27 protein-coding genes are annotated in these 25,338 nt (G+C 39.8%); 15 read left to right on the forward strand and 12 right to left on the reverse strand.

Going from position 1 to position 25,338, the window contains the following annotated elements:
• Positions 1-95 precede the first annotated feature (95 nt).
• Positions 96-371 carry a hypothetical protein gene (locus HMPREF2794_RS02470; protein WP_070750797.1) on the reverse strand — a complete coding sequence of 92 codons (276 nt, stop codon included), beginning with the start codon at positions 369-371 and terminating at the stop codon, positions 96-98.
• 495 nt (positions 372-866) lie between these two features.
• Here HMPREF2794_RS02470 and HMPREF2794_RS02475 point away from each other — a divergent pair, with 495 nt between their 5' ends.
• The 6 genes from HMPREF2794_RS02475 to HMPREF2794_RS02500 all read left to right on the forward strand — a co-directional run bounded on the left by HMPREF2794_RS02475 (position 867) and on the right by HMPREF2794_RS02500 (position 6,777).
• Positions 867-1,601, forward strand: coding sequence for a tetratricopeptide repeat protein (locus HMPREF2794_RS02475; protein ID WP_022301501.1), 735 nt, complete (start codon positions 867-869; stop codon positions 1,599-1,601).
• 128 nt (positions 1,602-1,729) lie between these two features.
• On the forward strand, positions 1,730-2,728 hold the full coding sequence (locus HMPREF2794_RS02480) for an aminodeoxychorismate synthase component I (protein WP_010538125.1): 999 nt from the start codon (positions 1,730-1,732) through the stop codon (positions 2,726-2,728).
• On the forward strand, positions 2,712-3,308 hold the full coding sequence (locus tag HMPREF2794_RS02485; RefSeq protein ID WP_070750799.1) for an aminotransferase class IV family protein: 597 nt from the start codon (positions 2,712-2,714) through the stop codon (positions 3,306-3,308). Before HMPREF2794_RS02480 ends, HMPREF2794_RS02485 begins: the two co-directional genes overlap by 17 nt.
• 277 nt (positions 3,309-3,585) lie before the next feature.
• Complete coding sequence (locus tag HMPREF2794_RS02490; protein WP_010538123.1) at positions 3,586-4,260, forward strand: DUF2461 domain-containing protein; 675 nt, start codon at positions 3,586-3,588, stop codon at positions 4,258-4,260.
• Between the two features lie 39 nt (positions 4,261-4,299).
• Positions 4,300-4,746: a NanQ anomerase/TabA/YiaL family protein gene (locus HMPREF2794_RS02495; protein WP_010538122.1), complete on the forward strand. Its 447-nt coding sequence runs from the start codon at positions 4,300-4,302 to the stop codon at positions 4,744-4,746.
• A gap of 18 nt (positions 4,747-4,764) precedes the next feature.
• The gene (locus HMPREF2794_RS02500) at positions 4,765-6,777 is read left to right on the forward strand and encodes an alpha amylase C-terminal domain-containing protein (RefSeq protein ID WP_010538121.1); all 2,013 of its coding nucleotides are present in this window, start codon (positions 4,765-4,767) and stop codon (positions 6,775-6,777) included.
• A gap of 60 nt (positions 6,778-6,837) precedes the next feature.
• Here the strand turns inward: HMPREF2794_RS02500 and HMPREF2794_RS02505 are convergent, their stop codons facing one another.
• The 7 genes from HMPREF2794_RS02505 to HMPREF2794_RS02535 form a co-directional block, all read right to left on the reverse strand.
• Positions 6,838-7,314, reverse strand: coding sequence for a PepSY-like domain-containing protein (locus HMPREF2794_RS02505; protein ID WP_022301497.1), 477 nt, complete (start codon positions 7,312-7,314; stop codon positions 6,838-6,840).
• Positions 7,315-7,463: 149 nt separating this feature from the next.
• Positions 7,464-9,161 (reverse strand): alpha-amylase family protein, encoded by a 1,698-nt coding sequence (locus HMPREF2794_RS02510; RefSeq protein WP_010538119.1) that lies wholly within the window; start codon positions 9,159-9,161, stop codon positions 7,464-7,466.
• 49 nt (positions 9,162-9,210) lie between these two features.
• Complete coding sequence (locus HMPREF2794_RS02515) at positions 9,211-10,017, reverse strand: patatin-like phospholipase family protein (protein WP_010538118.1); 807 nt, start codon at positions 10,015-10,017, stop codon at positions 9,211-9,213.
• A gap of 90 nt (positions 10,018-10,107) precedes the next feature.
• Complete coding sequence (locus HMPREF2794_RS02520) at positions 10,108-11,676, reverse strand: 4Fe-4S binding protein (RefSeq protein ID WP_055268753.1); 1,569 nt, start codon at positions 11,674-11,676, stop codon at positions 10,108-10,110.
• A gap of 6 nt (positions 11,677-11,682) precedes the next feature.
• A complete protein-coding gene (locus HMPREF2794_RS02525; RefSeq protein ID WP_010538116.1) occupies positions 11,683-12,618 on the reverse strand; it encodes a DUF362 domain-containing protein in 936 nt (311 codons plus the stop codon).
• Between the two features lie 14 nt (positions 12,619-12,632).
• Positions 12,633-13,148, reverse strand: coding sequence for a hypothetical protein (locus HMPREF2794_RS02530; RefSeq protein WP_055268903.1), 516 nt, complete (start codon positions 13,146-13,148; stop codon positions 12,633-12,635).
• Positions 13,149-13,724: 576 nt separating this feature from the next.
• Entirely contained in the window at positions 13,725-14,612 is an 888-nt protein-coding gene (locus tag HMPREF2794_RS02535) for a polyphosphate kinase 2 family protein (protein ID WP_055268754.1), read from the reverse strand.
• A 263-nt stretch (positions 14,613-14,875) separates the two neighbouring features.
• Here HMPREF2794_RS02535 and HMPREF2794_RS02540 point away from each other — a divergent pair, with 263 nt between their 5' ends.
• Together HMPREF2794_RS02540 and HMPREF2794_RS29885 are read left to right on the forward strand one after the other, a co-directional pair.
• Positions 14,876-15,190 carry a hypothetical protein gene (locus tag HMPREF2794_RS02540; protein ID WP_010538113.1) on the forward strand — a complete coding sequence of 105 codons (315 nt, stop codon included), beginning with the start codon at positions 14,876-14,878 and terminating at the stop codon, positions 15,188-15,190.
• Between the two features lie 182 nt (positions 15,191-15,372).
• The gene (locus HMPREF2794_RS29885; protein WP_010538112.1) at positions 15,373-15,543 is read left to right on the forward strand and encodes a D-alanyl-alanine synthetase A; all 171 of its coding nucleotides are present in this window, start codon (positions 15,373-15,375) and stop codon (positions 15,541-15,543) included.
• A 251-nt stretch (positions 15,544-15,794) separates the two neighbouring features.
• On the opposite strand, the gene HMPREF2794_RS02550 is transcribed toward HMPREF2794_RS29885, so the two are convergent.
• Both HMPREF2794_RS02550 and HMPREF2794_RS02555 read right to left on the reverse strand, forming a co-directional pair.
• A complete protein-coding gene (locus tag HMPREF2794_RS02550) occupies positions 15,795-16,301 on the reverse strand; it encodes a GNAT family N-acetyltransferase (protein WP_010538111.1) in 507 nt (168 codons plus the stop codon).
• Between the two features lie 4 nt (positions 16,302-16,305).
• Positions 16,306-17,028, reverse strand: a complete 723-nt coding sequence (locus HMPREF2794_RS02555) for a DUF169 domain-containing protein (protein ID WP_010538110.1) — start codon at positions 17,026-17,028, stop codon at positions 16,306-16,308.
• 199 nt (positions 17,029-17,227) lie between these two features.
• Here HMPREF2794_RS02555 and HMPREF2794_RS28370 point away from each other — a divergent pair, with 199 nt between their 5' ends.
• The 6 genes from HMPREF2794_RS28370 (at position 17,228) to HMPREF2794_RS02585 (ending at position 23,238) form a co-directional block, all read left to right on the forward strand.
• Positions 17,228-18,124 (forward strand): DUF6268 family outer membrane beta-barrel protein, encoded by an 897-nt coding sequence (locus HMPREF2794_RS28370; RefSeq protein WP_055268755.1) that lies wholly within the window; start codon positions 17,228-17,230, stop codon positions 18,122-18,124.
• A 23-nt stretch (positions 18,125-18,147) separates the two neighbouring features.
• Positions 18,148-19,194 (forward strand): sensor histidine kinase, encoded by a 1,047-nt coding sequence (locus tag HMPREF2794_RS02565; RefSeq protein ID WP_029425556.1) that lies wholly within the window; start codon positions 18,148-18,150, stop codon positions 19,192-19,194.
• A complete protein-coding gene (locus tag HMPREF2794_RS02570) occupies positions 19,194-20,249 on the forward strand; it encodes a sensor histidine kinase (RefSeq protein ID WP_070750801.1) in 1,056 nt (351 codons plus the stop codon). Before HMPREF2794_RS02565 ends, HMPREF2794_RS02570 begins: the two co-directional genes overlap by 1 nt.
• Positions 20,246-20,965 (forward strand): LytR/AlgR family response regulator transcription factor, encoded by a 720-nt coding sequence (locus HMPREF2794_RS02575; protein ID WP_010538106.1) that lies wholly within the window; start codon positions 20,246-20,248, stop codon positions 20,963-20,965. Before HMPREF2794_RS02570 ends, HMPREF2794_RS02575 begins: the two co-directional genes overlap by 4 nt.
• A gap of 276 nt (positions 20,966-21,241) precedes the next feature.
• Entirely contained in the window at positions 21,242-21,487 is a 246-nt protein-coding gene (locus HMPREF2794_RS02580) for an RNA recognition motif domain-containing protein (protein ID WP_010538105.1), read from the forward strand.
• A 248-nt stretch (positions 21,488-21,735) separates the two neighbouring features.
• Positions 21,736-23,238 carry a glutamine synthetase family protein gene (locus HMPREF2794_RS02585; protein ID WP_070750803.1) on the forward strand — a complete coding sequence of 501 codons (1,503 nt, stop codon included), beginning with the start codon at positions 21,736-21,738 and terminating at the stop codon, positions 23,236-23,238.
• A 63-nt stretch (positions 23,239-23,301) separates the two neighbouring features.
• Here the strand turns inward: HMPREF2794_RS02585 and HMPREF2794_RS28775 are convergent, their stop codons facing one another.
• Positions 23,302-23,475 carry a hypothetical protein gene (locus HMPREF2794_RS28775; RefSeq protein WP_010538103.1) on the reverse strand — a complete coding sequence of 58 codons (174 nt, stop codon included), beginning with the start codon at positions 23,473-23,475 and terminating at the stop codon, positions 23,302-23,304.
• Between the two features lie 137 nt (positions 23,476-23,612).
• Between HMPREF2794_RS28775 and HMPREF2794_RS02590 the strand changes: the two genes are divergently transcribed.
• On the forward strand, positions 23,613-24,305 hold the full coding sequence (locus tag HMPREF2794_RS02590; protein ID WP_022301486.1) for a DUF4396 domain-containing protein: 693 nt from the start codon (positions 23,613-23,615) through the stop codon (positions 24,303-24,305).
• Between the two features lie 165 nt (positions 24,306-24,470).
• Here HMPREF2794_RS02590 and sucD read toward each other — a convergent pair whose 3' ends face one another.
• Positions 24,471-25,331: a succinate--CoA ligase subunit alpha gene (gene sucD, locus HMPREF2794_RS02595; RefSeq protein ID WP_055268758.1), complete on the reverse strand. Its 861-nt coding sequence runs from the start codon at positions 25,329-25,331 to the stop codon at positions 24,471-24,473.
• Positions 25,332-25,338 lie beyond the last annotated feature (7 nt).

The raw sequence follows: 25,338 nt of genomic DNA on the forward strand, positions 1-25,338 counted from the left end.
GTAATTTCATCCCTCAGATTTATTCATTGATCCAAAAATCGTTCATTTCCCACCCAAAAGTCAAATGTGTAGAAAATGTGTGGAATTTGGCGATACTAAAATAAGCTAACCTCACCTACTTCTCCTGTTAGTTCATCAATTCCAAAAGCCGCTTTGGGGCTTGCATTGTATTCTGCAGATTTTTTAATCAAGTCTCTCATTTCAGCCACCTCATTATCAACAGAGACCTGAGAGTCAAACAACATTTCTTTTGAGACGAATGTCTTGGCTAACAGACGGTTACGGTCATTGTTGTAGTCACCCAGTATAAGTCCTTGGTTTATATGAATAATAACTTTATTTTCGGCACTAGTAAAATCATATGTCATCATACAAATGCCGTATTTTCGCATATAATATATCTGAATCCTTTTCAACCTCAATCTGCATTTCTTCAATACTCATATTTTCTACTATCATAATTCTATTTTTTGTAAAGACATTAAAAAGCCCTGGCATTCAGCCAGGGCAAATTCCGTTGTTATAGGTGGAAATAAATGATTCCAGGGGCAAAGCTACTATTATTTCTGCCGATATCCATAAAATGAGTTGTTATTATTTCTATCTATCGAACCTTTCAAATTCATGTTAATTCCTTTCCATTTAATTATTAATATGTTATTAAACTATGTATCACTCTTTTCGCGTTTTAATTGATATGAAAGGAAAGATTTTTATCAGAGCGAAGATACTTGTATGACTGTTTTACGAAGAATAACGAACGTTATATAGGTTTCAAAAAGCTCAAAAAAGGTAAAAAGGTGTTGCTTCTTTCTGTTATTACTTATACTTTTGGGCGATTAACAACTAAAAAACACAATAAAGTTATGAAGAAATTGATTTTTTTATTTGCATTTTGTCTTACTGTGACTAACATTTTTGCTCAAACTGACCCTAACCAATTGAAAAAAGAAGGAAGCGACGCTTTTAATGCCAAGAACTATCCCGTAGCTTATGCTAAATTCAGCGAGTATTTGAAACAAACGAATAATCAGGACTCTGCAATCGCTTATTACTGTGGTATGGCCGCAGATGAAGTGAAAAAGTATGCAGAAGCTGTGACTTTCTTCGATATCGCTATCCAGAAGAAATTCAATACAGGCAATGCTTATGCCCGTAAAGCTCTGGCATTGGATGCTTTGAAGAAGACTGATGAGTATGTAGCTACCTTGGAAGAAGGTCTGAAAGTAGATCCGACTAATAAAACAATGATTAAAAATTATGGTCTTCATTATCTGAAAGCCGGACTTGCTGCTCAGAAAGCAGGAAAAGCTGAAGAAGCAGAAGACTGTTTCAAGAAAGTAATTCCATTGGATCATAAGACATATAAAACAAATGCTTTGTATAGCTTGGGAGTTTTATGCTATAATGATGGTGCTAACATCCTGAAGAAAGCTGCTCCATTGGCTAATTCTGACGCAGATAAATATGCTGCAGAAAAAGAAAAGGCAGATGCCAGATTCAAAGAGGCAGTAGGTTACCTGGAAGAAGCAATGAAAGTTTCTCCGGAAGATACAAAGGCTAAAACAATGCTTACTCAGGTACAAAGTGCCATGAAATAACAAACTACCGATTCTATATTGAAAAGGGTTGCCGGATTTGTTTTCCGGTAACCCTTTTTTAGTACTTTCCCCTTTCGAATCATATACTTTTTGTGTACTTTTGTTCTCCCAATAAAGAAAAGTACTTTATGCAATTATATACAAAAGAAGAAACGATCGGACAAATAAATCAGTTGGGACAATCCCGGCGACCCTTTCTTTTTATCATTAATTATTTGCAGGATGCTTCTTACGTAGAAGAGGTGGAGCGTGTCGACTCTTCTGAAATATTATATGATCTGAATGGGTTTACCAACCAGTCTTCTTTGAATAAGTCTGTTGTGCCTTCAGCCCTGAAAGAGTCTGTATATTGGAATTCATTTCCGGAATCTTTCGAAAGTTATCTGCGTTCATTTGATATTGTTCAACGGAATATTTTTGCAGGAAACAGTTTTCTGACTAACCTGACCTGTTGTACTCCGATAGAAACGAATCTCAGTCTGAAAGATATTTTCCTCCGTTCGAAGGCAATGTATAAATTATGGGTCAGAGATCAGTTTACCGTTTTCTCTCCTGAAATATTTATCAGAATCCAACAAGGAAAAATCTGTTCTTATCCCATGAAAGGAACTCTTGACGCCTCCTTGCCCTCAGCTGTCCGGCAGTTGATGGATGACCCGAAAGAGGCAGCAGAACATGCTACTATTGTAGATTTGATTCGCAATGATTTGAGTATAGTGGCTGATCGGGTATCTGTGTCCCGATACAGATATATTGACGAATTGCAGACGAATCGTGGAACGATTCTTCAGACGAGTTCGGAGATACAAGGAATCCTGCCGGATAATTATCTGGAAAATCTGGGAAATATTATTTTCAGACTCTTGCCTGCCGGTTCTATCACCGGTGCTCCTAAGACAAAGACCATGCAGATCATCAGTGAGGCAGAAACGTATGAAAGAGGATTCTATACGGGTGTGATGGGGTACTTTGACGGGAATAATCTTGATAGTGCCGTTATGATACGTTTTGTGGAGCAGGAGGGAGACAGGATGTATTTTAAGAGCGGAGGTGGAATAACCTGCCGTAGTGAAGCGCAAAGTGAGTATCATGAAATGAAACAAAAAATATATGTGCCTATTTATTGAAACTATTTGTGTAGAAGACGGACAGGTATATAACCTGCCATACCATGTGGAACGCCTGAACAGAACTCGTGCTGCCTTTTGGAAGGATATTTCTCCCATTGATTTGACCGGCATTATATCCTCTCAGTCTTTATCCGGTATCTGGAAATGCCGGATTGTATACGGTAAGGAGATCGAGGAGGTTACATACATGCCTTATCAAATGAGAATGGTCGCTTCTTTGCGTCTGGTTACTTCGGATAAAATTGATTATAGCTATAAAAGAACCAATCGGGAGGAACTGAATGAACTGTTTGGACGAAGAGGGAATGCAGACGATATCTTGATTGTGAAAGACGGATATCTGACGGATACCTCCATTGCCAATATTGCGCTATATGACGGAAATAGCTGGTATACTCCGGCTCATCCGTTACTTCGGGGCACCAAGCGTGCTGAACTGTTGGATAATCAGTTAATCGTGGAGAAAGATATCTCGTGGCTTCAATTGGATGATTACACCCATATAATGTTGTTCAATGCAATGATTGACTGGGAGCGGATCATTATACCTGTCGATAGAAAGCATTTAATTCTATAACTAAAATTAACTGAATTATACATAGAATCATTGAACAAAGCTTCTTTTTTATCTGTTATATCTATGTGTTTTTCATAGTATTAGATAAAGATTAATTAAAAGAGATTGTACTTCACTTGTGAAAGCTTAAAGTACGTCAGAGACAGAAGAGTCTGTTTTTTTGATAAATGTGTTAGAGCATCGGTTTTACCAGGCCGATGCTTTTTTTATGTCCTTTTGTTGCGTTTTGTAGTTTATATGAAATAAAATTTGTACGTTTGTAGGGTAATAATAGAAAATGATGAAGATGAACATACCCGTTATCTTTCAGTTTTTAAAAGATCTTTCTGCGAATAATAATCGTGAGTGGTTCAATGAGCACCGGTCAGAATATGAAGTAGCCCGTGCCGAGTTTGATAACTTTCTGGCAACAGTAATCGCCCGCATCTCTTTGTTCGATGAAACAATCCGGGGAATACAGCCCAAAGATTGTACCTATCGTATTTATCGGGATACCCGCTTCTCTGCGGATAAAACACCCTATAAGATACATTTTGGCGGCTATATCAATGCCAAAGGCAAAAAGTCTGATCATTGCGGATACTATGTGCATCTGCAGCCTGATGGAAGCATGCTTGCCGGAGGAAGCCTGTGTCTGCCTCCCAACGTGTTGAAAGCTGTCCGACAAGCCATTTATGATAATGTGGAAGAGTATATTTCCATAGTAGAAGATCCCGAGTTCAAAAAATATTTCCCTGTGGTGGGAGAGGACTTCATGAAAACTGCTCCTAAGGGATTCCCGAAAGATTTTAAATATATTGATTATTTGAAGTGCAGACAGTTTGTTTGTTCTTATCTTGTTCCTGATGATTTTTTCACCCGGGCCGACGTGATGGAACAGATAGAAAAAGCATTCCGACAGTTCAAGAGATTTGCTGATTTCATTAATTATACAATTGATGATTTTGAATAAAATAATACCTAAATATATAAACTTAAAAATTAAACTCATATGGTAGTAGATACTTTAGAAAATCTGGAAAAATACGCGTCTTTGAATCCTTTGTTTGCACAAGCTATTGAGTTCTTGAAATCTCATGACCTTCAAGCCATGGAAATAGGCAAGACTGAACTGAAAGGAAAAGATCTGCTAGTGAATATCGCACAGACAAAGCCTAAAACAAAGGAAGAGGCTAAACTGGAAACGCATAATGAATTTATCGATATTCAGATTCCACTGTCGGGAACAGAAGTGATGGGGTATACTGCTGCCAAAGATTGTATGCCTGCCGACGCCCCTTATAATGCAGAAAAAGATATAACTTTCTTTGAGGGACTGGCAGAAACATATGTAGCCGTGAAACCGGGAATGTTTGCTATCTTCTTCCCTCAGGACGGACATGCCCCTGGCATTACTCCGGATGGAGTGAAGAAAGTGATCGTAAAAGTAAAAGCATAAACCTAATTCAATTCTGATATGAAAGAGACACTCAACATTATCAAAAACGATCCCTGGCTGGAACCTTACGCAGACGCCATTATCGGTCGTCACCAATATGCACTGAACAAGGAAGCCGAGTTGACAAATAAAGGAAAACAAACTCTTTCGGACTTTGCATCAGGCTATCTTTACTTTGGCCTGCATCGCACTCCCAAAGGATGGACGTTCCGTGAATGGGCACCGAATGCTACTCATATCTATATGGTGGGTACATTCAATAATTGGGAAGAGAAAGCGGCTTATAAGCTGAAAAAACTGAAAAATGGTAATTGGGAAATCAATCTTCCGGCAGATGCCATTCAGCACGGAGACTTGTATAAGTTGAACGTTTATTGGGATGGCGGACAAGGTGAACGTATTCCTGCCTGGGCTACACGTGTAGTACAGGATGAACAGACTAAGATATTCAGTGCACAAGTCTGGGCACCGGAAAAACCATATAAGTTCAAGAAAAAAACATTCAAGCCTACTACTAACCCTCTGTTGATTTATGAATGTCATATCGGAATGGCACAACGGGAGGAAAAGGTTGGTACTTACAATGAATTCCGCGAAAAAATACTTCCGCGTATAGCGCAAGAAGGCTATAACTGTATTCAGATTATGGCTATTCAGGAACATCCTTATTATGGTAGTTTTGGTTATCATGTTTCCAGCTTTTTTGCAGCTTCTTCCCGCTTTGGTACTCCCGATGAGTTGAAAGCATTGATCGATGCTGCTCATGAGATGGGTATTGCCGTTATTATGGATATTGTCCATTCGCATGCGGTGAAAAACGAAGTGGAAGGTTTGGGTAACTTTGCCGGTGATCCGAACCAATATTTCTATCCGGGTGCACGTCGTGAACATCCGGCATGGGATTCACTTTGCTTTGATTATGGTAAGAATGAAGTGATTCATTTTTTGCTGTCCAACTGTAAGTTTTGGTTGGAAGAATATAAGTTTGACGGTTTCCGTTTTGATGGAGTGACTTCTATGTTATATTATAGCCACGGGCTGGGAGAAGCATTTTGTAATTATGGAGATTACTTCAATGGTCATCAGGATGGCAATGCTATCTGTTACCTGACATTGGCGAATGAATTGATTCATCAGGTTAATCCGAAGGCTATCTCTATCGCCGAGGAGGTTTCCGGTATGCCGGGCCTTGCTGCAAAAGTAGAAGATGGCGGCTACGGTTTTGACTATCGTATGGCTATGAACATCCCTGATTACTGGATTAAGACTATCAAAGAAAAGATTGACGAGGACTGGAAACCTTCCAGTATGTTCTGGGAAGTAACCAACCGTCGGCAGGATGAAAAAACAATCTCTTATGCGGAAAGTCATGATCAGGCATTAGTAGGAGATAAGACCATTATTTTCCGTCTGATTGATGCCGACATGTATTGGCACATGCAGAAAGGGGATGAGAATTACGTAGTGAATCGGGGAATCGCTTTACATAAAATGATCCGTTTGCTGACCTCCTCAACGATTAATGGAGGTTATCTGAACTTTATGGGTAATGAATTCGGACATCCCGAATGGATTGATTTTCCACGTGAAGGAAATGGATGGTCTTGTAAGTACGCTCGCCGTCAGTGGGATCTGGTAGATAACAAGAATCTGGCTTATCACTATATGGGAGACTTTGATGCTGAAATGCTGAAGGTTATCAAGAGCGTGAAGGATTTCCAGGCTACTCCGGTTCAGGAGATCTGGCACAATGATGGTGACCAGATATTGGCTTATGGACGCAAAGATTTGATATTCGTATTTAACTTCAATCCGAAACAATCTTTTGTGGATTATGGTTTTTTGGTTACTCCGGGAGCTTATGAAGTGATTCTGAATACGGATAATGTTGTCTTTGGTGGAAATGGTCTTGCTGATGATTCAGTGGTTCATTTCACGATTGCCGATCCGTTGTATAAGAAGGAAAAGAAAGAGTGGTTAAAACTCTACATTCCTGCACGTACAGCTGTCGTTTTGAGAAAGAAGAAATAATTTAAAAGAATAGAAATAGGAAGCCCTTGCAATCATTTTATGTTTTGCAAGGGCTTTACTTTATAAAAATGTTCCCGGTCCGAGAATGTCGTACATGTAACTGACATTGCGGGTTTTCAGCAACCTTCCTTGTGGAGAATAGAAAAGCTGATATTTGATATCTACGTTATCTTGTCCTACTTTGATGACAATGATTGCCTGCCATTTAGGAAACTCCACCATGGTTACATCATCTACTACCCAACTGGCGTAAGGACCGGATACAAATGCATTGTATACAGTAGGTGTCACCCGGTCGAGACTGACAAGGTCGGTCTGTGTCATTTGCCATTGGGCTTGAGCATTGAACCAGACGCTTTTAGTAAATCCATTCATTACGAAGTTTGCACAATAGTATCCATCGTCTTGCGACCAGGCTACACCGTTGGCTTTGGGGTACATCTTTTTGAAGTTAGTCTGTACATTGCCGGGTGGTAAGATTGCGAAGGCAGATACGGATAATAACCATATGACTGCCAAAAAACTAATTCTTTTCATAAGGAGCTGTTGAGGTAATTATTTATCTAACTAAACAGCCTTCGAGAATTTTTGTTTTCAGCGGGGAAATATAAAATGAAGAATGATGAATGAAGAATTACTTTGCAGTGTGATAGCGCAGCCAATTCTTCATTCATCATTCTTCATTATCAGAAAGTAATTTTTAGAATCTTTCCATTATAAGCGCCTACAGAAATTTCAGTGGCTTTATAAGGTAATAAACAGATTTCCTCTTTGGCACCGGTCAATAAGTCTGTGGCCTGATACTTCTCCATTTGTGGTATCTGAAGGAAATCAAACGCATGAGAAGGTATATTGATTGCGATATCAACCAGTTGGCTGTCGAAATTGACAATAATGAACAATAACTCATTCTTATACTTTCGCATAAAAGTATATTGCTTATGTTCATCAAAACGCCATCCGTTTTTATTGGCGTACATCAGGTCGAAGAATACTCCTTTTGCGATAGCTGTCTCTTCATTGCACAGAGTCAGCACTTTCTGATAAATGCTGTGCAAACGTTTATGCTCTTCGGTCAGCATTTTACCATCAAACTTACCGCCATTGCGCCAGCGACGGATCGTATCCACACTCCAGTAATCAAATATCGTAGTTCGTCCGTCTCTTCCGCTGAAACCTTCGCTATCCATTCCCAGTTCTCCGAACTCCTGACCGAAATAGATCATCATAGGATTGGTATTCATGCAGGCGGAAACTATCAGAGCAGGGATTCCTTTACGCGGATCTCCGGCGAAGAAATCAGAAGCGATACGTTGCTCGTCATGATTTTCCAGAAAGTTCAGCATTTGCTTTTCTATTCCGTTCAGACTTTGCCAACAGTGAGTGATAGAAGCTGCAGATTCATAACCGCAAGCTACATTACGAAGTGTGTCATATAGGCCGACCTTATCATATAGATAATCAAATTTTCCACGAAACAGATAATTACGGTATTCGTTGGGATTGTAAACCTCTGCGATAAAAATAATTTCCGGATATGCTTCTTTCACTTGTGGAATAGCCCATTCCCAAAATTCTACAGGAACCATTTCCGCCATATCACAACGGAAACCGTCAATACCTTTTGAGGCCCAGAATAAGAGAATGTCCAGCATCTTTATCCACGTATCCGGAGTTGGCGAGAAGTGGCATGTACCACCATTCAGATAATCCACCCCATAGTTCAGCTTGATGGTTTCGTACCAGTCGTTAATATTCGGAGTAGCGTCAAAACGATTGTTTCCTGTTGCTTTGGCCGGATATTCGTGGTAGGGTTCTGCTGCACCCTCTTTCATGTCAAACTGGGCACGCAATTCGGCCTGCGGTATGTAGTAGAAATTATTGTATGGGCTGAAGGAGTAATTTGGATCATCGTTTGCTCCCAGTTCGGTAGTGCCGTCCGGTTGTGCATCCGAGTGATATTGGCGTGCTACATGGTTGGGCACAAAATCTATAATGACTTTCAGTCCTGAACGGTGTGTCCGATGTACCAGATTCTCAAATTCCTTCATTCGCCCTGGAACATCGTTTGCTAAATCCGGATCTACGTCATAATAATCTTTGATAGCGTAGGGAGACCCCGCTTTACCTTTTACAATAGCAGGGTGGTCGGGACTTATGTTGTAACGGCGGTAGTCTGTTTGTGTAGCATGTTCGATAATGCCTGTATACCAAATATGGGTAGCACCCAACTTTTTGATTTCTCCAAGTGCTTTGAGCGTGAAATCAGCCATTTTGCCACATCCGTTGGCGGTAATGTCTCCATTGTAGACACAATGATTGTTATTGTTTCCAAACAGGCGTGTAAACACCTGATAGATAATCATTTTGTTTTCGTTGTTCATATAGAGTAGATTTTATTTCATATCATAAATGTTTTCTAGAAAAAGGTAGTTATTTCCATATCTTCCCTTTTTCCGCCAGCGTCTGGTCGATCAGATCATTGGCTATTTTGTACCCTTGCTCAAAGATTTCCTCGGCTTTTTCCAACTCTGTATTGCTATATCCATAGAGATTGTAGGGTTCGATCAGCAAGTCACATTTTTCTCTTTCGGGGAAAGTATTGGCACGAAACATGAAATGGAATGAACGCATGGCAATGCTTACAATATTCATTTTATAGTCTTGTGCCATGATGGGACTTACATTGACAGCTACAACCTTGTCGCATATTCTGCGAAGGGTGGAAACCGGAAGATTCATCATTAATCCGCCATCTACGTAATTTGTCCCGTCGATGTTGACGGGAGCAAACATGACAGGCATACAGCAGGAGGCGGCAACACGTTCGGCTATAGAGCCACGGTGAAAATGAACCATACGTCCGTGGTCAAGATCGGTAGCCGTGATTATCATAGGAAGTTGTAACTCTTCCAGATTCTTGGCTTTCAGGTTAGTATGGAGGAAATCAATAAATTCACAGAGATCGAATAATCCCTTCTTGGGAATGACTAGCTTTGTCAAGTCCTGAAACTTATGACCGGAGAAGTAATCAAGCACTTTGTGAGGTTCATTTCCGTCGGCATAAAAAACTCCGGCAAGTGCACCGGCACTTACACCGGAGATAATATCCGGTTTGATGTCATGCTCCAGCAGAGCCTGCATCACCCCCAAATGTGCAAATCCTTTAATAAACCCTCCGCTTAAAGCATAGCCTATCTGATATTTATGACTATTCCAGTTATTAGTGAATACCTCCATGAATTACTTTCTTTTTTAGTTCGCCACGAATTTAGTGAATTTATTGAAAGTAGGAGGAATATAATGGATAGTTTTTTGGGTAAGACACGGCTAGAATCCGAAATCGTCAATCTCGACTTTATGTTCTTCTGATTCTTTGAAAGGTTTTGCTTCTTTCTGTACAGGATTGCCTTCAATGTATACAGCGCGGAACGGACGGGCAGGACAAACGTATTCGCAGCCACCGCATCCGACACAGATCTCTGTATTGATATGAGGGATGGTCAATCCGTCTTTGTATGGTACCATAGCAATGGCTTGCGTAGGACAATGCTCGGAACATGCTCCACAACTGGTTCCGTCTGTAAGGACAATGCAATTTTCTTCTATAAAGACAACGTATCCCATCTGAGTGAGATGTTTTTGCTCTACCGTTAATGGAGGAATAGCACCGTTAGGACAAACATCACCACATACGGTACAGTCGAAGTTACAGAATCCTTTTTCGAAACTGACAGTCGGTTGCATTATGCCTCCTAGTCCGTATTCCATGAAAGCGGGCTTCAATACATGCGACGGGCATTTGCTGACACAAAGATGGCAGGATGTACAATGTTGCTGAAAACGTTTCTGGCTGACAGATCCCGGAGGCGTAATCGGATTTTCTTTTTTGTATGCTGTTTTGCCTTCCATAGTCGCAATGGATTCCTGTACTTTCGAAAGAAGCTTGGGAGCTGCTCCGGCAGTGGCTAATCCGGCAAGCAGGAAACGGCGTTTGGAAGAGTCTGCTGTAGCTGAAGATTGCTCTGCTGTTGTCGAAGTTGGATTTTCTACAGCAGATGATAACTGTTGTTTCTTTAAAGCAGGGGCATAAACCAACGCTTTCTGTTTACAAGCTTCGAGGCAGTCGAAACAATCTACGCAACGGCTGTAGTCAATCGTATGCTCTTTATTATGAATACAGGCTGCCTTGCATTTGGTAGCACAGAGCCCGCAACCATTACATTTCGCAGTATCAATGCGGACTTTAAACAAAGAATAACGGCTCAGCAGTCCCAATACTGTACCTACCGGACAGATGGTGTTGCACCACGTACGTCCGTGTTTCCATGCCAATATCATAATGACTGCAAAGGTCATTATCGCTATGAGAAGGGAAGAAAGACTTACTATCGAGGTATCTACCTGATAAAATGTGTAATTATCGAATCTGGAAAATATAGACTCCAGCAGATTGTTTCCCAGCATGTATACGGGTTTAAAGATATGTACAATGATACGTCCATAAGCACTATACGGGTCCAGTAGTCCCAATACTGCTACAAATCCGCATACGGAAGCAATAACTGTCACTCCGAGTACTGTCCATCTCAGTATATTTTTTGCAGGACTGTATTTATATCTTTTTTTCTTTTTTCCTGTAGACTTTGAAATACGTGCTATGACATCCTGCAATATTCCCATCGGACAGATGGTGGAACAATAGATACGTCCGAATAACAGGGTTAACGCAATCAGTACAATCAGTATGCCTATGCTGAGAGATAGCACGGCAGGGACAAACTGTATATGTGCCAACCGATGAAAGCTATTCGGCAAAATGTCCGCAAAATCGAGAAAATAAAAAGTAATCAGTGCAAAAAGGACCACTGACATTCCGATACGTATCTTTCTTAACATGGTGGCTTACATCTTAATTCGCTTGACATTCAATTGGTCGATGTTCATTGTTCCTATTTTCAGTGCTTCTCCTTTGGCGAGGTGTCCTACGGTATCCAGCGGCATTTCGCGTACTTGGTTAAAGAATTTGGCTGCGGCTGTATCTACGGCAACAATATCGGGTGAGATAAACAGTCCTTTCGCCAACACCACGTCCGATTCTGAACGTCCCCGTGGCCCATTTGTTTTCATGATGCGGTAGGCGTCTACGACATTAAGTACAGCTTTCTTTTCCAGTGTACAGATATCTGCGATACATTGCTGCAAGTCGTTTTGATGGAAAAATCCCCGGTCCCAGACGATACCCATGTGATTTTTCATGGAGATAGTCAGGTTGGCACCTCCATGATTTTTCAGGATGGGGACATTAATCCACACATCACAATTCAAGATGGCTTCATGTACCTTCGCTTTCTTCATTTTTTGTCCTTTTGGCAAATCAATAGGTTTGTAGTAAGATTCCAGATGAGCCGGCATCACTTTGGCTCCGGCTTCTTTTGCCGCAGCTTCGATACCACTGTTTTTATAGCATTTTTGCCAGTCGTCGCAGGTATGGTCGAATACGGTGACCTCTTTGGCTCCGGCAGCAAAGCATTGCTTGATGATTTCCGTGATTAGTTTAGGATTGGTGTTTCCCGCCAGTTCGGGCACTTTATCCCATCCGATATTAGGCTTCACTACTACTTTCTGCCCAGGCTTGATGAATTGTTTCATGCCACCCAGTTCGCTGATGGCACGACGGAACATAACTTCCGGTTCACCGCCCATAACGGCTACCAGATCCGGCTTGTCACCATTGGCTTTATTAATTGTCTGAGTCAGTATTTCCATCGCCTCTGAACGCTGTATAGTCATGGCGGCACCAGTAATAGCTACTGTTTTAAAAAAATCCCTTCTGTCCATCTTTCTTTTTTAGTTTAGAGTTTTGCAATTGCTTTTAGCAGGGCGTAGCCGCCAAACCATTGAATAAGTATGCCCGGAATGCCGATACGAAAGTCTTGTACTGCGATATGGAAATCTCCTTCAATCATCCACTCAAAGGCTGTTCCGATCAGTTGATAAGAAAGCACTACTCCAAGAATAGCTAATAAAGATACAGATTTTACACGGTGTGCTGCAAGGGCGGAGGCACCGGCAAGTAAAGTTGATTTTATCAGTATAATTGGGAGAACGGCTTCGGATGGCATGTCAAACAATAAATGATTAATGACGGGCGAAAGGATGGCTGTCAGTAAGCCTACCCGAAAGCCATATTTATAAGCGGCGATTAGGGTAAAGAAGTAAATCGGTAATAAAGTCGGTCCACCATAAGGTACGAGGTGGCACAGTTGTGGAAGTGCGATGTTGCCTGCTACAAATAACAGGGTGAACAGATAAGTTTTCACATTGCTGTAATTCAGCGAATAGAGTTTGGCTTTGGCAGATGTTTCCATTTTCATTGATGACTTTAATGTTTAGATGATAATATCTTAAAGATTAGACTATTCTATTTCGGAAAAGTTTAATCTGCATTAGATGATTTTGTAATTCATAGTCCCACCGGGAGTTTTGATGTTTACAAAAATAATGTTATTTTTTGATGATACGTACAATTTTATTATTTTTTGTTTTTTATGTTTGGAAAAATGGATGAGAACATAGTAAACTTCTTTCTGGCTTTATGAAAAAAATGTATGTTTTATGAATAAACGATGATTGCGTTTATAATAAATTCCGTGATAGTTTATTATAAACGGTATCTAAGTTTATTATAAACTCTATTTTCCTGTTTTTGGCTATTTAAACGACTTTTTTACAACAAAAAAGGCTGCAACTTCACATGGAAGCTGTAGCCTTTATTTTATAGGTTGATAGTATTTAACTCGATTTATATCCGCAAATGGAGCTGTTTTGTTGTCATATTATACTTGTTTTGGTTAAGAGTTCATTGCTTCTGCTTACAAATATACAACATTAAAAGGCGTTTGTCAAGTCCCGGAAAAACTGGAAAAGACAGTGCATGATGCGATCTAGAAATTAATATCGGATACACTCTTTTTGCATTCTTCAAGTTTTTCTAATTCTTCTTTAGATAACTGCGGATAATGTAAATCGAGTGCTTCCATACGTGTACAGATAATGCGCCCGACTGCATATCGCATGAACCACTTATTATCGGCAGGGATTACATACCATGGAGCGATTTCTGTAGATGTTTCCGTTAGTACATCCGAATAAGCTTTCATATAGTGATTCCAGTATTGTCGTTCTTTGATATCGGCAGAGGAAAACTTCCAGTTTTTCGATTCATCGTTCAGTCTTTCCAGAAATCTTTTTTTCTGTTCTTCTTTTGAAACGTTGAGGAAGAATTTGATAATGACTGTTCCGTTTTCTGTCAGATAGCGTTCGAAATTATTAATTTGTCGGTAACGGTGTTGCCAGAAGTCAGAATCAATGTCTTCTGTTTTTGTGATATTAGGCAGCTTATTGGATAATACGATTTCGGGATGTACTTTGGCTATTAGTACATCTTCATAATGCGAACGATTAAAAATTCCGATTCGTCCCCGTTCGGGTAATGAACGGTTGATTCTCCAAAGATAATCGTGGTCCAGTTCCTCGGCAGAAGGTTGTTTGAAGGAATATACCTGGCATCCCTGTGGATTAATCCCGGACATTACATGTTTAATTGTACCATCTTTGCCGGCAGCATCCATCGCCTGAAAAATGACCAAAATAGAGTAGCAGTCTTGCGCATATAGCATACTCTGCAATTCAGATAGTCTTTCGATATCTTTGCCCAATTGCTCTTTGGCATCTTGTTTAGACATATCAGTTGTAAAGGAGGGATTGAAATCAGAGACGTGATGCTCTTTGCCCGGCTTAGCTATAAGCTCTTTTAAAATTTCCTTTTTCATTGTTATAAAATTAGGTATTTATTTATATAACACTGTGATAAGGAAATCAGTTCTTGTAAAATTGTGGTTATTGATTCACTTTTCCACAATATGTATCATCAAATTCTACATAATTCCACACTATTGTTGATGATAAAGATTTATATATGCCTGAATATCAGTCGTATATCATTTTGTGCATTTCTGGCATCCGCTTTGCAACTTATTGAGTATAAGAGAGAATAAAACAATAACTCAATTATTCACACTAAAAAATTACGATTATGAAAAAGGTATTAGTAGCAGTAGCATTGGTAATGGGATTAGGTAGCTCTGTAGCATTTGCACAGGAAGTAAGTAACACTCCGGTTGTGGAGAATCAGACTCAGGCTCCACAAGATGAATACACAAAAGTTGAAGTGAAAGACTTGCCGGAAGCAGTGGCGCAAGCAATAGCTAAGAGCTATGAAGGTGCTACCATCAAGGAAGCGTATGTTGCCGAAAAAGAGACTGGCAAGGTTTATAAAGTAATTCTTACTACAAAAGACGCCCAGGAAGTAACCGTACTTCTGAATGAAAAAGGCGAAGAAGTGAAGTAATTAAGTAAGACTTCGAAAGTAATAACTCATGGAGATATCCCGGTTCGTGATGAATCGGGATATCTCGTTTATGTAAGATGTATAAACATAAGTATGCACAAAAAAGAGAGAAAACAACGAGTATTGAGAGGAGTCAATCCTTTTTGTTTTACCTTTGCTGTCCATCATTAAACACATAATTTATGAAACTAAAAGTTGCCGTTATATTTGGAGGAAAATCCGCTGAACATGAAGTCTCGTTGAGGTCAGCTACTAACATCTTTAATGCTGTCGACAGAGCCAGACTTATTCCTTTACTCATTGGAGTCGATAAAAATGGTGTCTGGCATTATATCCGAAGCTTTGGGAAGTAAGTGGAATTTCCTATAAAGACCTGATCACAGAACTTATTACTTTGTCTTTACTGAGAGATAATCGGGATTCGGAACTATTGACCGAAGGTTAATAGGAAAATGAAACAGGTAATGCAAGGCTGATCGAAAGGTCCGGGGAGTCATTCTTCTCTTTGTCACATCGTTGTCAGAAGGAGAATAACCGGAAAGGCACTTTTTGATCAGCCTTGACTTATTTATATGTGGTTAGTGGCCGATAACAAGACAAAGGGTTACGATTTGTTTTTCAGTAGTTCATAATAATGTGCATTAATGAACTGCCCATTTTTGAAACATGCCTTACGATGTACTCCTGTTTTCTGAAATCCGGCTTTCTCCAGCACGCGCATTGATGCGGTGTTGTATTCGTACACCGTAGCATAGATACGTATTACATCTGTATACCGGAAATAATGCTCTATTGCTTCTTTCAAAGCAGCTGTCATAATGCCTTTGTTCCAGTATGTTTCTGAAATCCAGTAGCCGGCTTCTGCATTGAAGCGTTCGACGTCAGTCCCACGAACAAATCCGATATTACCGACCGCCTCATGATTTACTTCGATACAAAATTCATTTTGTTCCACTTGTTCCGAAGCATATTTAATGAAAGCGTCAGCAGCTGTTTCTGTATATGGAAAAGGTAATCCGTCCCTACAGTTATCCCATATCTTTTTATTATTCAGATGTATCGTCAGATCTTTGGCGTCAGATTCTAGCCAAGGCCGAAGTATAAAATCCATCTTTTTATTCTTTGTGGTTATTATTGTTTCTTTCCCGGATTTTTCCCCATGCATGAGTATCAAACAGACAACTGCTGCGCATTGTCTCATACATCACTTTAAATCTCGACATTGGAATGGTATAGCTCAGTATATCAGCTTCAAAATAGGGGCGTACAGAAGGATCAAAAAAACCGATAAATGTTCTGTAGCCCCCTTTACGATTCTCTAAAATTGTCTGTGTGACCACCGAACTGCAACCGGACCCGAAGGTGGAAATGACTGTATCTTCCTTATTATTGTCGAAGAAAGCCCAGGTAGTCAGCCCGGACAATATATCCGGATTTGCCAGAAAAAGGATTCCTTCTGCTTTATCGAAGTTTTCAACTTTATCGATACGGGCAAAGTGCAGATATTGTTTTTCTGCCCGTGGCACTCCCAGTTGTTCAATAAAGCTCTTCACCATTTCCGGTGTCTGCTTATATCTCTCTTTCAGAGATACAAATGTCGGGACACGTTCGGGCATGTCAGTGAATCCGGTATAAAACTTACCGCCACCGCAACCAATTGTTTCCGCATTCAGGCTGATGGTATTACCTTCCCTGACTTTATCCATGCTTTTAAAGAAGCATCCGTTCACTTTCTCCGTTTCATTTTCAAGAATGTCCGAGTACCAGAACAGGATAGGCAATTCAGCATATTCGCCAAAGGCTTCCCGATAGTTTTCGATAAATTTTTTTATTTCCATAATTAGTCATTTATTAAATTTCAAATTCAGCCTGCATCTCAAGGGATGTACGGACAAAGTTAAAATAAAAAAGCAAAGAATGAAGAATAAAGTCAGAAAATACGTGTTTTGTATACGGGATGATAAAGTTGGTCTACTATTTCTTATGTTCGTGATATAAAGATCTATTTTTGTTTCATTCAAATTAAAATGAGAAAGAATGAAGTATGTTATAGTAAGTATGTTTACTTTACTCATGTGGATGCCGGAAGCTATGAGGGCACAAGTGATTGTCAAAACCGGATATATCTCATCTTCTTCTTACAAGGATGAGAACGGACAGGAGACAGGAGGAAAGGGAGATCTGAAATTTGTAGAAGGGAGTGTGAATGTTCCTGTATCACAGAAACTGAATGAAAGGAAGCAGCCTACTGTCTGGATAGTCTCGGCCGGAGGAGGTTATACTTCCATGAATAACAAGAATCTGCAATCTTATATAGACATCGATCAGACTATAAATTTACAATTGGGAGTAACCAACATCCGTCCGGTCAGTAAGAAATGGATGCTGCTGACTACAGTTGGTGTAGGCGTTTATACAGCTTCCGATATAAGAATGAAGAATGTTTTGGGACAGGGAGGAGCTGTCTTTATCCGGCAGTTGAAACCGAATCTGTCTCTTGGGGCCGGACTGGCGATCAATAATACGTTTGGCTATCCCATGATTTTTCCGGCCATATACTTTGATTGGAGTACGGAAGGGCGTTATGAGATCAAAGTTTCCATGATGAATGCAATGGAAGTATCGGCAGGGATGCACCTAAATAAATATCTGAAAGTTAGTTTGATGGCAGAGATGAACGGCGCGTTGGCATTAGTAGAAAGAGAAGGAAAAGATGTTATGTTCTCCCAGCAATACATCATTGTAGGATTACAGCCGGAACTGAATTTGGGGTCTTCTCTTGCTATAACTGCTACCGGTGGATTATCGTGCAGCCGGATTGCTTATTATACAACACGTACATTAAAAGCTTTTTTCAAGGATATGTCCAAAGATATCGATCCTTATTTTAAGCCGGCTATGTATGTTTCGATGGGAATGAAGTATAAGTTCTGAAAAAGTAGTAACTTTATCGCCTTATGTCAGTGAAACGAATATTATATTCAGCATTAAAAGTCATAGGGGTATTTTTAATCATATCCTTTATGGTGTTCAGGGGAAATCTCGTCAGGGAGGTTGGCTTCGGATTTAATTTGTCGACAGGCATAAATTTACTGATGATCCTGACGTTTTCGGGATTAATCTATTTGAATACTAATGTGTTGATTCCTAGATATCTGTTTAAGGGACGATACAAGGCTTATGCCGGCTATATGGGGTATCTTATTGTATTTATGGCACTGTTTATGATGGGCGGTCTATATATTCTGAAGCAGTATTATAAGATTCCTGATCAGATCGTAACGATCAATCCTATTTTTTTTCTTTTCCTTTTGATTAATGTGATAGCATTTGTTTTGTATTTCCTGACTTTCTCTTTTACTCTATTTTTCCGTCGCTGGGTGAACGATCAACAATTGCTGAATAAATTGGAGAACGATAATCTTCAGACTGAATTGACTCGTCTGAAAGAACAGATTCAGCCGGACTTTCTTTCGAAAATGTTAAATGAGGCGCAACTGCTGGCAAAGAAAGATGCGGATAAAGCTTCGGCACTCATTTTTAAGCTGGGCAGCCTGCTCCGATATCAGCTTTATGAAAGTGTACACGAAAAAGTATTTTTAAGTGATGAAATCCATTTTGTTACAGATTATCTGGAATTAGAGAAAATGTACAATGAACGGCTTGAATATAAGATTCAAGTGGAGAATGAAGTACGATATATTCAAATTCCTCCTTTATTGTTTATGCCTCTTATAGAATATGCTGTCCGGGAAAGTGCGGATAATGAAGATGGAGCGGAGAATCAGATAGCAATTGGCTTTCAGGCAAAAGAAGAAGGATTGCTTTTTACTTGCACATATCATTGTTCGGATATGAATACATTGCAGCATATGCCTCAGGCTTCGTTACCAGCATTCGGGCAACTTCAGAAGCGACTGGATTTATTATATCCCGGACATTATTTATTGGAGAATCAATATGATCATCAGTCGTCATGTACCACCAATCTAAAATTGATGTAATGAAAGATACGGAAAATATATATTATTTGGGAAGGGTTTTGGTCGACCGTCCATACAGGATGATTCGTCATTTATTACTGATGTCGCTGATTTGTTTTCTGGCTTTTCAGAACGTGTATGGCAGTTTTAATAAAGAAGGTTTCCTGTATGCATATCTGGTGAGTGTGTTTATCTTTTCTTTCCCCATCTATATGAATATTTATCAGTTGCTCCCTCGTTTTTTGGGCAAACGCCAATTCATTTTTTATTGGGCATCCTTTCTGGGGGTTATTGTTTTTAGTGCATTATTGGGGCTGGTTTGTTTTTATCCACTTCACCGGCAATACGGTATCAGTGAATTCAGTTTGCAGGACGGGCAGTCTTTTTCATTCTGGAGTATCATTCACTCCATACTTGTACTAACTTTGATAGCAGGGAGCAGTACCAGCTTTGAGATGTTCCGGCGTTGGATTATTTCCGGCAGAAAAATATCGGAACTGGAGAATACGACGATGCAGACGGAGCTTCAGCAATTAAAGAATCAGATAAATCCGCACTTCCTTTTCAATATGTTGAACAATGCCAATATATTAGTAAAAGAAGACCCTGATGAAGCCTCTCAGATATTGGGGAAATTGAATGATCTGCTTCGTTACCAATTTAATGACAGTACCCGTAAGGAGGTTTCACTGAATGCGGATATTCAGTTTCTGACCAGCTTCCTTGAATTGGAAAAGGTACGTCGGGATCATTTTGAGTATTTGGTGTCGAAAGAGGGAGATATGAATCATGTTTGTGTACCGCCGTTGCTGTTTATTCCTTTTGTGGAAAATGCGGTAAAACATAATCCGGATAGTGATAACTTGTCTTATGTACATATCTATTTTACGTTGCATGATCATGAACTGTCATTCCGTAGTGAAAACTCAAAACCTTCTGTTCCGGTGAAACGGGAAGGAGGGATCGGATTGGCAAACGTGCGGCGAAGACTGGAGTTGTTATATGGCTCAGGATATACGTTAGAGATAAAAGATTTAGCAACAACCTATAGTGTCAATTTACGTTTAAGCTTATGAACTGTATTATTGTAGATGATGAACCCGTAGCCCGGAAAGGCATGAAATCTCTGATAGAGCAGGTTCCCCAATTAGAGTTGGCGGGTAGCTTTAATAACGCTGTGGCTGCATCCGCCTTTATGAGTGGGCACACAGTCGATTTGATTTTCCTTGATATTCAGATGCCCGGTATCACCGGTATGGAGTTTGCTCAAAGTATTCCGGAGAATACACTGGTCATCTTCACCACTGCATACGCTGAATATGCCCTTGATAGCTATGAAGTGAATGCTGTAGATTATTTGATAAAGCCGATTGAACTGAGTCGTTTTCTGAAGGCAGTCAATAAAGCGGTCGCTTATCATAAGTTATTGGTGTCGGCAGAACCAGAAAAGGTAGAAAATATTCGGGAAGACTATCTTTTTATTAAGTCGGAACGGCGGTATTTCAAAATTAACTTCAGTAGTATCCTTTTTATTGAAGGGCTAAAGGATTATTCTATTCTTCAGCTGGAAGATCAGCGTATTATAACTAAAATGAACCTGAAAAATATCCACGAACAATTGCCGGATAAATTGTTCCTTCGGGTGAATAAATCTTATATCGTCAATACTTCACACATTGACTCGTTCGATACGAATGACGTATATATAAAGACTTATGAGATAGCACTTGGCGGGAGCTATAAACGTTCGTTCTTTGAAGAATTTATGCCTAAGTATCAGCAAAAGGAGTAAATGCAACCTCTGACTTGTTTACAGAGCATAACTGAAACATCATGCGTTAAGTTTTGGCCTTATTTCATAAAAAAGGATATTTTACTAAAGAAAAAAGGGTAAACATAGTGTGTTATTCCCACGAAATGCCGTTATTTGTACTCATTAAACAATAAAAGGTATTTTGATTTGATTATTTCACATGAATCTTCTCATTTATTGAGCATATCCATCTCTGATTAAGAACTTCCAAAGAACTTTGTTATTGAAATTATTAATTTTTTATATTTGTATTTTATGAATTTGTACATTGGAAATCTTAACTATAATGTTAAGGAATCAGACTTGAGAAACGTAATGGAAGAGTATGGAGCAGTTGCTTCAGTTAAATTAATCACAGATCGTGAAACAAGAAGATCAAAGGGCTTTGCTTTCATTGAAATGCCGGATGATGCAGAAGCTGCTAATGCTATTAAAGAATTGAACGGTGCTGAATATGTAGGCCGTCCGATGGTAGTTAAAGAAGCTTTGCCGAAGAACTAATTGACTGAATAACAATCAGTATATAAAAAGAAGGTGTATTGGGATGACCAATGCACCTTCTTTCGTTTTTATAAAATCCGGTCGGCTTATTTTTTTAGTCAGAAGAATTTATTTCTGTTTTTATTGTCAGCGGTAGTTTTTTTCTTACCTTTGGTTCACTATCTGTTTGCGTGGATGGTGTAATTGAAAAACTAATGATATGAAATAAACATCTTAAATTTACCATATTAACAACAAACCGATAAAAGATGAATCAAGAACTTTTAATGAATCCCAACTGCTTGGTGGCTGCTTTGGAAAAGCCTGCTGCCGAGTTTACTAAAGCGGATATTATTTCTTTTATTCAGAAGAATAATATCCGTATGGTTAATTTTATGTATCCTGCTGCTGACGGGCGACTGAAAACGTTGAATTTTGTGATTAATAATGCAGCTTATCTGGATGCTATTCTTACTTGTGGAGAGCGCGTAGATGGTTCCAGTCTGTTTCCTTTCATAGAGGCGGGGAGTAGCGACCTGTATGTAGTGCCTCGTTTCCGCACTGCTTTTGTTGATCCTTTTGCTGAAATACCGACACTCTCGATGCTCTGTTCTTTCTTCAATAAAGACGGTGAACCATTGGAAAGTTCGCCGGAACATACTTTGCATAAGGCATGTAAGGCATTTACTGATGTCACAGGTATGGAGTTTCAGGCAATGGGAGAACTGGAATATTATGTTATTTCACCGGATACAGGAATGTTTCAGGCTACGGATCAGCGTGGTTATCATGAATCTGCTCCGTATGCTAAGTTTAATGATTTCCGTACGCAGTGTATGTCATATATAGCTCAGACCGGTGGACAAATAAAATATGGTCATTCCGAGGTGGGCAATTTTACATTGGATGGCATGATTTATGAACAGAACGAAATTGAGTTCCTGCCAGTTCGTGCCGAAGATGCGGCAGACCAATTAATGATTGCCAAATGGGTAATTCGTAATCTGGGATACAGATATGGGTACAATGTGACATTTGCGCCTAAGATTACGGCAGGAAAAGCCGGTTCTGGTCTGCATGTTCACATGCGTATTGTAAAAGACGGACAAAATCAGATGCTGAAAGATGGAGTATTGTCGGAAACAGCTCGTAAAGCAATTGCCGGAATGATGGAACTTGCTCCTTCCATTACAGCTTTCGGAAATACGAATCCTACTTCTTATTTCCGTTTAGTTCCTCATCAGGAAGCACCTACGAATGTTTGCTGGGGAGATCGTAATCGTTCTGTATTGGTACGTGTACCTTTGGGGTGGGCCGCCAAAACTGATATGTGTACTTTGGCAAACCCATTGGAAAACGAAAGCCATTTTGATACCAGTCAGAAGCAAACGGTGGAAATGCGCTCTCCGGATGGCTCGGCAGATTTGTATCAACTGCTTGCAGGATTGGCTGTTGCCTGTCGTCATGGTTTTGAGATAGAGAATGCGTTGGATATTGCAAAGAGAACGTATGTAAATGTGAACATCCATCAGAAAGAGAATGAAGATAAACTGAAAGCTTTAGCTCAATTACCGGATAGTTGCGCAGCCTCTGCCGAATGCTTGCAAAAGCAACGTGCCGTCTTTGAACAATATCATGTATTTAGTCCGGCTATGATTGACGGTATTATATGTAAGCTTCGTAGCTATGAGGATAAAACATTGCGTGCTGACTTGGATGGCAAACCGGAAGAAATGCTGGAATTGGTACATAAGTATTTTCACTGTGGATAAAAAAGTCACGGTATTTTGCTAATGCTATAACTAAAAGAGGGTGTTATGAACGCCCTCTTTTAATTAATCCTCATTATTATCTTCTTCATCATCTACCAGATTATTGAGTTCAAGTTCCAGATCTACAAGTTCTTGCTCCCATAACTTTATGATATCTTTCGGTGTATCTTTAGCTGCTTTCTTGACTCTTTCCTGAGCAACAGATACTTCATGCTCTAATTGACTACGTCTGCTCATACAATTCAATATTTAATTAGTAAAATTATAACAAACTGCTTGAAAAATAGTTCGATAAAGCGGATTTTAAAATAGATGGGATGAACTATTTATAAATAAGGGCTGTTGTAGTCTAAAATCTTTTTAAATATACAATTATGCTCAATTTATTAGCTGTATTTTTAGTCTGTTCAGGTATTGGAATTGCTGTTCACATAGCAATCGACCTGACACATCGCCCACAATCAATGAAGATAATGAATGCAGTATGGATTTTAACTGCATTGTGGGGAAGTTATTTAGCTTTATGGGCTTATAATAAATTCGGAAAAAGTGTTCCGATGAAGATGGGAGAGGATGAGATGAAAATGGATATGTCAATGGGAAATATGCCTATGGAGTATCCTCATTGGCAGTCCGTGGCTTTATCTGCTTTACACTGTGGAGCAGGCTGCACATTGGCTGATATAATAGGAGAGTGGGTTACCAATTATATTCCGGTAACCGTTGCAGGAAGCCAGCTTATAGGAAACTGGGTATTTGATTTTATTTTAGCATTGATTATCGGGGTTTATTTTCAATTTTACGCTATTCGGGAAATGGAGAGAATTTCAGTTGGAAATGCATTATCCCGTGCTTTCAAAGCAGATTTCTTTTCTCTGTTGTCTTGGCAAATAGGAATGTATGGCTGGATGGCAATCGTTTATTTTATTTTGTTCGTCAATGAACCTTTGCCTAAAGATACGTGGATGTTTTGGTTTATGATGCAGTTAGCTATGCTCGTCGGCTTCTTCTGTGCATATCCGATGAATGCTTTATTAATAAAGTTGGGAGTGAAAAAGGGGATGTAGTACTCGTGTACCACTCTGTTATTACCGATGATATAAGTATGTATATAAAATAGAACCACACGGAAAAATGAAAGGTGCATAAGTCCTGTCAATCCGTGTGGTTCTATCTTTTAGCTTACAGCATTTCTGCCGTTGCCTCTATTTAATTTCTCCTTTGAGAGAAGATTATCTTTTCAATAACTTCGGAATATCCGAAGGCTCTTGTGCGACACGTATACCAGCAGCTTCCAAAGCTTCTATTTTGTCTTTTGCTGAGCCGGAACTTCCCGAGATGATAGCTCCTGCATGCCCCATCTGTTTTCCCGGAGGTGCGGATTGTCCGGCAATAAATGCTACGACAGGTTTGTCTACATGATTGCGAATGTATTCAGCAGCCTGTTCTTCTGCATTGCCTCCGATTTCTCCGATTAAAACAATAGCTTCAGTTTCAGGGTCATTTTGAAACATCTCCAATAGTTGACGGAAATGCAATCCTACTACAGGATCTCCTCCGATACCAATTGCAGTAGACTGTCCCATACCGTTAGCTGTTAAATGATACACAATTTCATAAGTAAGCGTTCCGCTACGGCTGATGACACCGACATTTCCCTTCTGAAAGACTTGTCCCGGAAGAATCCCTACCATACTTTTTCCGGGAGAAATGAGCCCCGGACAGTTGGGACCAACCAACAGTGCGCCTCTTTGTTCTGCAAAGCGATGCGCCTTGATGACATCCAGGGTCGGAATGCCTTCTGCAATACAGACTATCAACAAGATGCCTGCGTCTGCAGCTTCCATGATAGCATCCGCTGCAAAACGTGCTGGGACAAAAATAATCGAAGTATTCGCCTGTGTCTGTTCTACGGCTTCATACATCGTATTGAAAACCGGAATACCGTCTACATTCATGCCTCCTTTACCCGGAGAAGTTCCACCAACGACATTCGTTCCGTATTCTTTCATCTTTTTAGCATGAAAAAGCCCGTCTCTACCGGTGATACCTTGTACGACCAGACGAGTGGATTTATCTATTAATATACTCATTGTTCTT

Origin of the sequence: Bacteroides sp. HMSC067B03, assembly GCF_001811315.1 — a bacterium.
Taxonomy (GTDB): Bacteria; Bacteroidota; Bacteroidia; order Bacteroidales; family Bacteroidaceae; genus Bacteroides; species Bacteroides faecis.

Coding starts and splice junctions, on each gene's coding strand:
- HMPREF2794_RS02470 (WP_070750797.1), bottom strand. CDS start 371: ATGATGACATATGATTTTACTAGTGCCGAAAATAAAGTTATTATTCAT.
- HMPREF2794_RS02475 (WP_022301501.1), top strand. CDS start 867: ATGAAGAAATTGATTTTTTTATTTGCATTTTGTCTTACTGTGACTAAC.
- HMPREF2794_RS02480 (WP_010538125.1), top strand. CDS start 1,730: ATGCAATTATATACAAAAGAAGAAACGATCGGACAAATAAATCAGTTG.
- HMPREF2794_RS02485 (WP_070750799.1), top strand. CDS start 2,712: ATGTGCCTATTTATTGAAACTATTTGTGTAGAAGACGGACAGGTATAT.
- HMPREF2794_RS02490 (WP_010538123.1), top strand. CDS start 3,586: ATGATGAAGATGAACATACCCGTTATCTTTCAGTTTTTAAAAGATCTT.
- HMPREF2794_RS02495 (WP_010538122.1), top strand. CDS start 4,300: ATGGTAGTAGATACTTTAGAAAATCTGGAAAAATACGCGTCTTTGAAT.
- HMPREF2794_RS02500 (WP_010538121.1), top strand. CDS start 4,765: ATGAAAGAGACACTCAACATTATCAAAAACGATCCCTGGCTGGAACCT.
- HMPREF2794_RS02505 (WP_022301497.1), bottom strand. CDS start 7,314: ATGAAAAGAATTAGTTTTTTGGCAGTCATATGGTTATTATCCGTATCT.
- HMPREF2794_RS02510 (WP_010538119.1), bottom strand. CDS start 9,161: ATGAACAACGAAAACAAAATGATTATCTATCAGGTGTTTACACGCCTG.
- HMPREF2794_RS02515 (WP_010538118.1), bottom strand. CDS start 10,017: ATGGAGGTATTCACTAATAACTGGAATAGTCATAAATATCAGATAGGC.
- HMPREF2794_RS02520 (WP_055268753.1), bottom strand. CDS start 11,676: ATGTTAAGAAAGATACGTATCGGAATGTCAGTGGTCCTTTTTGCACTG.
- HMPREF2794_RS02525 (WP_010538116.1), bottom strand. CDS start 12,618: ATGGACAGAAGGGATTTTTTTAAAACAGTAGCTATTACTGGTGCCGCC.
- HMPREF2794_RS02530 (WP_055268903.1), bottom strand. CDS start 13,148: ATGGAAACATCTGCCAAAGCCAAACTCTATTCGCTGAATTACAGCAAT.
- HMPREF2794_RS02535 (WP_055268754.1), bottom strand. CDS start 14,612: ATGAAAAAGGAAATTTTAAAAGAGCTTATAGCTAAGCCGGGCAAAGAG.
- HMPREF2794_RS02540 (WP_010538113.1), top strand. CDS start 14,876: ATGAAAAAGGTATTAGTAGCAGTAGCATTGGTAATGGGATTAGGTAGC.
- HMPREF2794_RS29885 (WP_010538112.1), top strand. CDS start 15,373: ATGAAACTAAAAGTTGCCGTTATATTTGGAGGAAAATCCGCTGAACAT.
- HMPREF2794_RS02550 (WP_010538111.1), bottom strand. CDS start 16,301: ATGGATTTTATACTTCGGCCTTGGCTAGAATCTGACGCCAAAGATCTG.
- HMPREF2794_RS02555 (WP_010538110.1), bottom strand. CDS start 17,028: ATGGAAATAAAAAAATTTATCGAAAACTATCGGGAAGCCTTTGGCGAA.
- HMPREF2794_RS28370 (WP_055268755.1), top strand. CDS start 17,228: ATGAAGTATGTTATAGTAAGTATGTTTACTTTACTCATGTGGATGCCG.
- HMPREF2794_RS02565 (WP_029425556.1), top strand. CDS start 18,148: ATGTCAGTGAAACGAATATTATATTCAGCATTAAAAGTCATAGGGGTA.
- HMPREF2794_RS02570 (WP_070750801.1), top strand. CDS start 19,194: ATGAAAGATACGGAAAATATATATTATTTGGGAAGGGTTTTGGTCGAC.
- HMPREF2794_RS02575 (WP_010538106.1), top strand. CDS start 20,246: ATGAACTGTATTATTGTAGATGATGAACCCGTAGCCCGGAAAGGCATG.
- HMPREF2794_RS02580 (WP_010538105.1), top strand. CDS start 21,242: ATGAATTTGTACATTGGAAATCTTAACTATAATGTTAAGGAATCAGAC.
- HMPREF2794_RS02585 (WP_070750803.1), top strand. CDS start 21,736: ATGAATCAAGAACTTTTAATGAATCCCAACTGCTTGGTGGCTGCTTTG.
- HMPREF2794_RS28775 (WP_010538103.1), bottom strand. CDS start 23,475: ATGAGCAGACGTAGTCAATTAGAGCATGAAGTATCTGTTGCTCAGGAA.
- HMPREF2794_RS02590 (WP_022301486.1), top strand. CDS start 23,613: ATGCTCAATTTATTAGCTGTATTTTTAGTCTGTTCAGGTATTGGAATT.
- sucD (WP_055268758.1), bottom strand. CDS start 25,331: ATGAGTATATTAATAGATAAATCCACTCGTCTGGTCGTACAAGGTATC.